We start from the raw sequence: 8811 nt of genomic DNA on the forward strand, positions 1-8811 counted from the left end.
GCCCCCGCCCCCGCCGACGCCCCCGACTTCCGCATGAGCAGTCGTCCGGAGTGGGCCAGTTGACTGGGGTAGTGGTCGTCGGGGTGCGGCGCGTCTCATTCGAATAAATGTGCGCAGGATTTCCGGGCGGAATGTCCGAGGATTTCCCGGCCGGTCGCGGCGGTTGCGGATGCCGTAGCGACGGTGAATGTGTCTCGGAGTGTGCCTGGTGGGAACTCTGGCCCGCCTGCCGGATTCCTGCGGTAATTTTTCGCTCGGCCTCGGGGGTAAATGAGGCCGACGTCCGGGCCGGGGGCGTTCCGTAAATGGCCCGGACGGCTGTTTCCTATGCAGGTTCCAGCTGGGGGAAATTCGCCATGCCCATGGCCAGAAGAATGCTCTGTGCAGCCCGCGCCGCCCGGTCTCGCGCGCCGGAATCCGGTCGGGACCAATGACATCGATCCCCGTCGGCAACCCGCCCGACGACCTGGACGGCACCCCGACCGACGACCTGCGCCGGACCCGGCCCGACGACGCGACCGGGCTGCTGCGTCTCCCGCTCCTGCCGCACCCGCGCACCCCGCCGGAGGAGTACCGGGGTCACCTCGCGCCTGAGGTGTCCGTGGTGGTGCCGACGCGCAACGAGCAGCACAACGTCGAACCACTGCTGCGCCGGCTCGAGCGGGCGCTGCGTGGCCAGACCGGCGAGGTCATCTTCGTCGACGACTCCGACGACGGGACACCCGATGCGATCGCCCGCGCGGGGAGCGCCCTGGCCCTGCCGGTGCGCGTCCACCACCGGCCGGCGGGCGCGCGGCACGGCGGGCTCGGTGGCGCCGTCAGCGAGGGCATCGCCCTGTGCGCCGCCCCCTACGCCGTCGTCATCGACGGGGACCTCCAGCATCCGCCGGAGACGATCCCCACCCTGCTCGCCACGGCCGTGCGCGACGACGCCGACCTGGTCATCGCCAGTCGGTACGTGACGGGCGGCAGCGCCTCCGGCCTGTCGGGCACCACCCGCCAGCTGGTCTCGTCGAGCTCGAACCTGCTGTGCCGGCTGGCCTTCCCGCGCCGGCTGCGCGGCGTCTCCGACGTGATGAGCGGCTTCTTCCTCGTCCGGGTGGCCGCCGTGGACCGGCGCGGCCTGCGCCCCGACGGGTACAAGATCCTGCTGGAGCTGCTGGCGACGGCGGCCGGGCCGCTGCGCGTGCGCGAGGTGGGCTACGTCTTCGCCGCGCGCCACGCCGGCGACTCGAACGTGTCGGTGGGGGAGGGGGTCCGGTTCGCCCGGCGGCTGTTCGCGCTGCGGGTGCCGCGGGCCGCCCGGTTCGCGCTGGTCGGCGCGTCCGGGACGGTGCCGAACCTGCTGGGCACGGCCGCCCTGCACCGGCTCGGGCTGCACTACCTCGCCGCGGCGATCATCGCCACCCAGATCGCGATCGCCTGGAACTTCGCCGGCTGCGAGCTGCTCGTCTGGGACCGCCAGAACGGTTCGCGGCTGCGCCGCTACCCGCCGTTCGCCATGGTCAACAATCTCGACCTCGTCATCCGGCTACCGCTGCTGGCACTGCTCGTCGGCCGGTGGGGACTGGGCGTGGGGGTCGCGACGCTGCTCTCGCTCGCCGTCGCCGTCCTCGTCCGCTACCTGGTCGTCGACCGGCTGATCTACCGGCACCATCCGCCCGCGACGGTCCCGGAGCCGGCGCTCGCCCTGGAGGCGCCGGATGCGGCCGGGTGACCGCCGCCGCGGCGGCCATGGGCGGCGGGTGCTCGTCGCCGTCGTGCTCGCCTCGGCGGTCGGGCAACTCGCCGTCCTGGTCGCCACGGGCACCCCCGCGGCGCGGGCGGACACGTGCCCGGACGGCCAGTGGAGCGCCGAGTTCCACACCGGCACGGCCCTCGGCGGCGATCCGGTCGGGCAGCGCTGCGACAGTGGGATCGACTTCGACTGGTCGCAGAACGGACCTGGGGTCACCGGAATCGTCACCACCAACTACTCGGTGCGCTGGACCCGTCAGGCGACCCTCGCCGCCGGGACGTACACCGCGACCGTCACCGGCGACGACGGCGTGCGGGTGCTCATCGACGGGCAGACCGTCGCCGACGGCTGGGGCGACCACGGCCCCCAGACGTTCAGCGGCACCCGCACCCTGACCGCGGGCGCCCACACCATCGTCGTCGAGTACTACCAGGGCGCCGGTGGCGCGATGGTCACGTTCGACCTGGCCGGTGGCCCGGGCGAGGCGGGCGGTCCCGGTCCCGACTGCCCCGCCGGGCAGTGGTCCGGCCTGTACTTCCCCAACCGCACCCTGTCCGGCACCGGCGTGCCGCGCTGCTCGGCCGCCCTCGACGACGCCTGGGGCGACGGCGATCCCGGCCTCGCCGGCATCGGCGCCGACAACTTCTCCGCCCGCTGGACGCGCACCGACACCCTGCCCGCCGGCACCCTCACCCTCACCGCCACCGCCGACGACGGCATCCGCGTCCTGGTCGACGGCCAGCCGGTCATCAACCAGTGGCACGACCAGGGGCCCACGACGTACACGGCGACCGTCGCCGTCGCCGCCGGCAGCCACGACCTCACGGTCGAGTACTACGAGCACTCCGGCGGCGCCACCGCCCGGGTCACCGTCACCACGACCGCCGCGCCCACCTGCAACACCCTCCAGTGGTCGGCGCAGTACTTCCCCAACCCGACGCTGTCCGGCACCCCGTCGCCGGCCCGCTGCGAGACCGACCTGCGCCACGACTACGGCACCGGCGGCCCGGACGTGACCGGTATCGGCACGGACGGCTTCTCCGCCCGCTGGACGCGGGTCGACAGCTTCGCCGCCGGCCCGATCCGCATCACCGCGACCGCCGACGACGGGGCGCGCGTCTACGTCGACGGCACCCGCGTGATCGATGGCTGGAACGACCAGGGCCCGACCACCCTCACCGCGACGCCGACGCTCACCGCCGGCCCGCACACGATCGTCACCGAGTACTACGAACGGGCCGGCGGGGCGCAGATCCGGGTGTCCTACACCGGCGGCGGCGATCCCGGGCCGGTCCCACCGGCGCCACCCGGGGGATGCACGTCCGACTGTGACGGCTCCTGGCGGACGCTGGACAGCCCGATGCCCGTGCGATCCGTGCACGCCAGCGTTCTGCGCACCGGCAACGTGCTGCTCGTCGCCGGTTCCGGAAACGACCAGGTCGCCTTCGACACGCATGCCTTCAGATCCGCCGTCTGGAATCCGGGAACGGGGGAATTTCAGGAAACTCCGATGGCGGAGGATCTGTTCTGCTCGGGACATGTTCAGCTGCCGGACGGCCGTATCCTGCTCGCCGGTGGAACAGCCGCCTACTCCACCGCGACGTCCAACTACAAAGGCCTCGCGAAAAGCTTCGTCTTCGATCCCGTGGCCGGCACGTACACGGCGACGAACGACCTGCCGGGCGGCGGCCACTGGTACCCCAGCCTGACCGAGCTCGGCACCGGCGACGTCGTCGCCGTCGGCGGCCTCGACGAGAACGCGGCGGGCAACGTCGCCACCGAGCTGTTCGACAGCAACCGGGGGCGCTGGCTGCCGACCGCCGACGTCGCGCAGAGCTACTTCTTCTGGGGCCTGTACCCGGAGCTCAAGCTCATGACCGACGGCCGGCTGTTCTACGGCGGCGTCCACACCTTCGGCAACGCCCCCACCGCCGCCGGTTCGAACATCTACGATCCGGCGACCGCCACCGTCAACGACGTGGCTGGCCTGCGCGACGTCAACCTGCGCGACCAGGGCGCCTCGGTGCTGCTGCCACCGGCGCAGGCCCAGCGGGTGCTCACCCTCGGCGGCGGCAACGGCGACGCCGGCGCGGACGCCGTCGCCAGCACCGATCTCATCGACCTGCGCCAGGCCGACCCGCACTGGCAGCCCGGTCCCGACCTGCCGGCGGCGAAGATGTACGTCTCCGCGGTGATCCTGCCCGACGGCACGGTCCTGGAGACCGGCGGCGGCCGCCACCTGCGCTCCGACCCGGTCCACGAGGCGTCGATCCTCAACCCGGCGACGAACCGGTTCACGTCCGTCCCGCCCGACCCGCAGGACCGCACCTACCATTCCCAGGCGTTCCTGCTTCCGGACGGCAGCGTCGCAGCGCTCGGCAACAACCCGGTGGACGGCTCGTTCAGCACGACGATCTCCGTCTACCGGCCGTGGTACATGTCCCGGGCCCGCCCCTCGATCACCGCCGCCGCCGAAACCTTCGGCTATGGCTCGCACCAGGCGCTGACGGTCGACGGCGACATCGGCCGGGTCACCCTGCTGCGTCCCGCTTCCGTGACCCACCAGGCCGACCCGAACCAGCGCAGCGTCGACCTGCCGATCTCGGCCGGCGGCCAGGCCGGCCACCTCGCCGTCGACGTTCCCTCGAACCCGAACCTGCTCCCGCCCGGGTACTACATGATGTTCGCCCAGAACACCGCCGGGGTTCCCTCGGTCGCCCGTTGGGTCCGCGTCCAGTGACCGCCCGCCGGGGTCGGCTCGCGGCGATCGCACTCACCGTGGCCCTCGTCAATGTCGCTGCCGCGGTCCTCGTCCGCGGCGGCGGATCCCCGCCCGCCACCGGCCGACCGGTGGCCGCCGCCGTGGCTCCGCCCGGTCTGCTGGCCGGCCGGCTGGTGCCCCAGGGCGACGGGAGGCCGTCGCCGGTCCCCGTCGGCCTCGACGGCTGCGACTACAACTACGCCGACGGCGACACCGGACGGCGGATCTGCGTCCCTCGCACCGCTCCCCCCGGCCAGCGGATCGACTGCGCCTACCTGCGGGCCCACGGCATCCGCTCGGTCCGCGTGATCGGCGACGACTCCCGCCGGCTCGCCGGCGGCCCGACCGGAGCCCCTCGTGGCACGGTGCTCTGTGCGCTGTGACCCGGGCGGTGGCGACCCGCTCCGCCGAGGGCCGTCGACGACGCGGACCGCCGCGGCGACGTTCGCGTCAGTCGTCGCGGCCATCACCGCCCTCGCGGCCATCACCGCCCTCGCGGGCTGCGCCGGCCCCGGCGCCGGCGGCGACGCCACCGCGGCCGTCGTCCGGGACGCACCCCGCGGTCCGTCCGCGACGGCGACCGCCGCCGGCGACTGGCACGGCAGCGTCCCTCGGATCGAGGTGCCCCGGCCGTCGTTCGAGCTGACCGACACCGCCGGGCGCCGGTTCGACTTCGCCCGTGACACGGCTCGGCGGGCCACGCTGCTGTTCTTCGGCTACACGCACTGCCCTGATGTCTGCCCGACGACGATGGCGGATCTCGCCGCCGCCCGGCGGGTCGTCGGCCGCCGGATCGCCGACCGGGTGACGGTCGTGTTCGTCACGACCGACCCGGCGCGCGACACCCCGGCGGTGCTGCGCCACTGGCTCGACCAGTTCGACGCCTCCTTCGTGGGGCTGACGGGCACCCCGGCGCAGCTCGCCGCCGCCCAGCAGGCGGTCGGCGTGCCGGTGGCCCTCACCGACCAGGCCGCCTCGCCGGACGCGACACCCGGCGACTACCTGGTCAGCCACGCGTCGCAGGTCCTGGGCGTCGGCTCCGACGACCGCGTCCACGTGCGCTACTTCGCCGACACGACCGTGGCCGAGTACGTCGCGGACCTCCCCCGCCTGGCCGCCGCCCTCTGACCGCGCGGCCACCGCCCGCTTCTCCGCCTGAAGGCAGGTGACATGGTGCATTCAGCGTCCGACCATCCGCGCACCCGCGAGCTTCCCCCTGGCCGCCGCGGCGTAGCCGGGCCCCCGGCACCGGCCCGGCTCGCCACCGCCGGCCTGGGCATCGCCCTGCACGCCGCGCTCACCACGCTCGGCGCCGGCCCGCTCGGCATCGACCCCCCGCTGGCCTACCTGGTGCCACTCGCGCTGGCCGTGCTCGCCCCGCGCACCCTCGGTCGCGCCGGTCCCCGCACGGCCACGGATCGGCGCGACCATCGCGGCAGCCGGCTTCCCCGGGCCGTTCAGCTCGGCTGCGAGACGGCCGGTTGGTACCTGTTCGTGCTCGCCGACGCTGGCCGGGGTCTGCCCATCTGGCTCGCCGCGGCACTCGCCGCGACCGCGGCGACCGCCGCCACCGCGGTCCTGCTGTGCTGGACGCCGGGGGCTGGCGCGGCGCCGCGGTGGTGGCGCGGGTTGTCGGTCGCGGTGACGGTGCCGCTCGGTGTTCTGCTCGCCGTGCGGGCGGCACAGCATCATCACGCCGTGCTGCTCGCGGCGTGGACGGCGGTGTCGCTGCTCATGCTGCTCGTCGCCGTGCTCACCCTGGTGCGCGGCCAGTACAGCTGGCAGCTGCCCGAGCGCGTCCACCACGTCGACCTGGCCGACTCCGCGCCGCCGCGGCACCGCTTCTCGCTGATCGTGCCCGCCCGCGACGAGCCGGTCCTGGGCCGGACCCTGGCCCAGATCCTCGCCGGGGACTACCCGCAGGAGCTCGTCGACGTGGTCGTGATGGTCTCCCACGACGAGGTCGACGAACTGACCCGGCGCATCGCGGAGCAGGTCGCCGCCCGCCATCCCAACGTCCGGGTCCTCGCCCCGGAGGGCAGCCTGCGCAGCAAGCCGCTGTCCCTGGAGGACGCGCGCCGGCACTGCACCGGCGACCTGATCGGCGTGGTCGACGCCGAGTCGCTGATCGCCACGGGCCTGCTGTCGTACGTGAACACCCTGGCGTTGCGCCAGGCCGACGTCGGCATCTTCCAGGGCGGGGTCCAGCTGATGAACGTGCGCGCCCCCGCGCGGAGACCAGGGGACACCGCCGGTGCCGGCCCCCGCGCCATCCTGCGCCGGCTGGGCACCGAGACGTCCTGGTGGCGGGCCCGCAACTGCCTGGAGTACTACATCTGGTTCATGTCCCGGTTGCGCTTTCAGGCGCGGGCCCGGTTCATCCCGCTGGGCGGGAACACGGTGTTCATCCGTCGCGAGGTGCTCGACCAGCTCGACGGCTGGGACGTCAGCTGCCTCACCGAGGACTGCGACCTGGGGGTACGCGCCTCCGTCGCCGGCGTGCGCACGACGGTCTTCTACCACCCCGACCTGACCACCCAGGAGGAGACGCCGGAGAGCCTGACCAAGCTGGTCGTCCAGCGCACCCGCTGGATGATGGGCTTCATGCAGGTCCTGTTCAAGGGGGACTGGCGCCTGCTGCCTGGCGCCCGCCAGCGGCTGATGGCGGCCGAGATGCTGACGATGCCGTTCTTCCAGGCGATGGCCGGTGTGCTGCTGCCGGTGTCGCTCCTGCTGACCTGGTTTCTCGCCGCGCCGACCGGCCTGGTCATCGTCTTCTGCCTGCCGATGGCCGCCACCGTCATGTCGGTCTGGTCCGAGCAGGCCGCCTTCCGGGAGTTCGCCGACGCCTATGACCTGAACGTCGGCCGCTGGGACAGTGTCCGGCTGGTACTCAGCGCGCCCTTCTACCAGCTGATGCTGTCGATCGCGGCGGTGCGGGCCACGGCACGGCTGCTCCGCGGCCGGCTGGAATGGGAGAAGACATCGCACTCCGGCACCCATCACGGCACCACCACCGGCTCCGGACGGTTCGGCCTGGAAGCGGCCTCTTGACGTCCTCCCCCGCGTGAGCGCGGGGGATTCCAACTCCTACACATCCACCAGGGGAGGTGCGCGGTGTTGAGGTTCGCGGTTCACGGGCACGGCCAGCGCCGTGCCTCCCCGCGCGGTCACGGCCCGTCCGGCCGCGATGTTGCGTGCCGCGTTGACGTCGGCGTTGCCCTGGGACGCGCAGGCGACGCACCGGAACCGCGCTTGGCTCTCGCGGGATTCGGCGGCCGCATGTCCGCGGACCGAGCAACGCTGACTCGTGTAGGCGGCCCGAACCTTCTCCACCCGACCGGGAGCTTTCTGTTCGAGGCGCTGGACGAGCAGTCCCCAGCCGCCTGCGAGGATCGCCCGGTTCAACCCGGATTTCTGCCGCACCTTCCGACCGGGCTCGACGATCGTGCCCCGTGCCGAGCGGGTCATGCCCCGGATGTTCAGGTCTTCGACGCGGATCAGGTCGAACCGTCGAGCGAGATCGGTGGAGGTTTTCTCCGCCCAGTCCTTTCGCCGGTCAGCCTCCCGGGCCTTCACCCGCGCGATCTGACTTCGCAGCCGGGCGCGCCGGTTCGATCCGCGCCTGGCGCGAGCGAGGCGGCGTTGCAGCCGGACCAGCCGGGCGGCCTCGGAGGCCCGCAGCCCGGGGCAGGACAGCAGCTCCCCGGTCGACAGCGCCGCCGACACGGCAACACCCCGGTCCACCCCGACGACCTCACCGGTCCCGGCTGCCTCGATCGGCTCGGGGGCGACCGCGAACGCCACATGCCAGCGGCCCGCACGATCCCGAGCCACCCGGTAGGACCTGAAACCGGGCACGGGCCGCGATACCCGGAACCTCACCCATCCGACCACCGAAGAAGTTTCGCAACGCCTGGTCGAAATCCCGCAGGGCCTGCTGCTGAACCGTCTGCGACCCGGCCCGCAGCCAGTCGAACGTCGCCCGCGCTTCGGTCAACTGCCGGCAACGCTCCAGATGATTCGGAGCTTTACCCCGATACGGCGTCCACCACGACTGCTGCTCGACCGCAAGATTCCACACAAAACGCGCATGCCCGCAGTTTTCTTCGAGTCCGGCGACCTGTTCGGGCACCGGATAGAGCCGGTAACGGGACACACCATCATTCTACCGAAAGGACCGCAATGCGTGCCCGCGTGGGACGCCGTTTCCTCCCTGCCCTGAAGACCAGGGTATCCACGGCGAGATCCCGATGACCTTCTCCGACATCGACACCGTCCCCCTGGGGGTCGCCCGCCCCGCAGGCACCGC

The 8811-nt window shown here is 72.9% G+C and carries 5 protein-coding genes and 1 pseudogene; 5 read left to right on the forward strand and 1 reads right to left on the reverse strand.

The features are described from left to right. Window positions 1–430: 430 nt before the first annotated feature. The 5 genes from C1A33_RS14670 to C1A33_RS14690 are packed head-to-tail and all read left to right on the forward strand — an operon-like array spanning window position 431 to window position 7553. On the forward strand, window positions 431–1717 hold the full coding sequence (locus C1A33_RS14670) for a glycosyltransferase (protein ID WP_101832066.1): 1287 nt from the start codon (window positions 431–433) through the stop codon (window positions 1715–1717). After that, window positions 1704–4478, forward strand: a complete 2775-nt coding sequence (locus C1A33_RS14675; protein WP_101832067.1) for a PA14 domain-containing protein — start codon at window positions 1704–1706, stop codon at window positions 4476–4478. Before C1A33_RS14670 ends, C1A33_RS14675 begins: the two co-directional genes overlap by 14 nt. Continuing rightward, window positions 4475–4882 (forward strand): hypothetical protein, encoded by a 408-nt coding sequence (locus C1A33_RS14680; protein ID WP_101832068.1) that lies wholly within the window; start codon window positions 4475–4477, stop codon window positions 4880–4882. The genes C1A33_RS14675 and C1A33_RS14680 overlap by 4 nt, the downstream gene beginning before the upstream one ends. Continuing rightward, window positions 4872–5627 carry an SCO family protein gene (locus tag C1A33_RS14685; RefSeq protein WP_243407560.1) on the forward strand — a complete coding sequence of 252 codons (756 nt, stop codon included), beginning with the start codon at window positions 4872–4874 and terminating at the stop codon, window positions 5625–5627. Before C1A33_RS14680 ends, C1A33_RS14685 begins: the two co-directional genes overlap by 11 nt. 42 nt (window positions 5628–5669) lie before the next feature. Further along, a complete protein-coding gene (locus C1A33_RS14690; RefSeq protein ID WP_101832069.1) occupies window positions 5670–7553 on the forward strand; it encodes a glycosyltransferase family 2 protein in 1884 nt (627 codons plus the stop codon). 36 nt (window positions 7554–7589) lie between these two features. On the opposite strand, the pseudogene C1A33_RS14695 reads toward C1A33_RS14690, so the two are convergent. Continuing rightward, a pseudogene (locus C1A33_RS14695) lies at window positions 7590–8658 on the reverse strand (RNA-guided endonuclease InsQ/TnpB family protein). Window positions 8659–8811 lie beyond the last annotated feature (153 nt).

Source organism: Frankia canadensis (assembly GCF_900197875.1).
GTDB lineage: Bacteria > Actinomycetota > Actinomycetes > Frankiales > Frankiaceae > Frankia > Frankia canadensis.

Coding starts and splice junctions, on each gene's coding strand:
- C1A33_RS14675 (WP_101832067.1), top strand. CDS start 1,704: ATGCGGCCGGGTGACCGCCGCCGCGGCGGCCATGGGCGGCGGGTGCTC.
- C1A33_RS14670 (WP_101832066.1), top strand. CDS start 431: ATGACATCGATCCCCGTCGGCAACCCGCCCGACGACCTGGACGGCACC.
- C1A33_RS14690 (WP_101832069.1), top strand. CDS start 5,670: ATGGTGCATTCAGCGTCCGACCATCCGCGCACCCGCGAGCTTCCCCCT.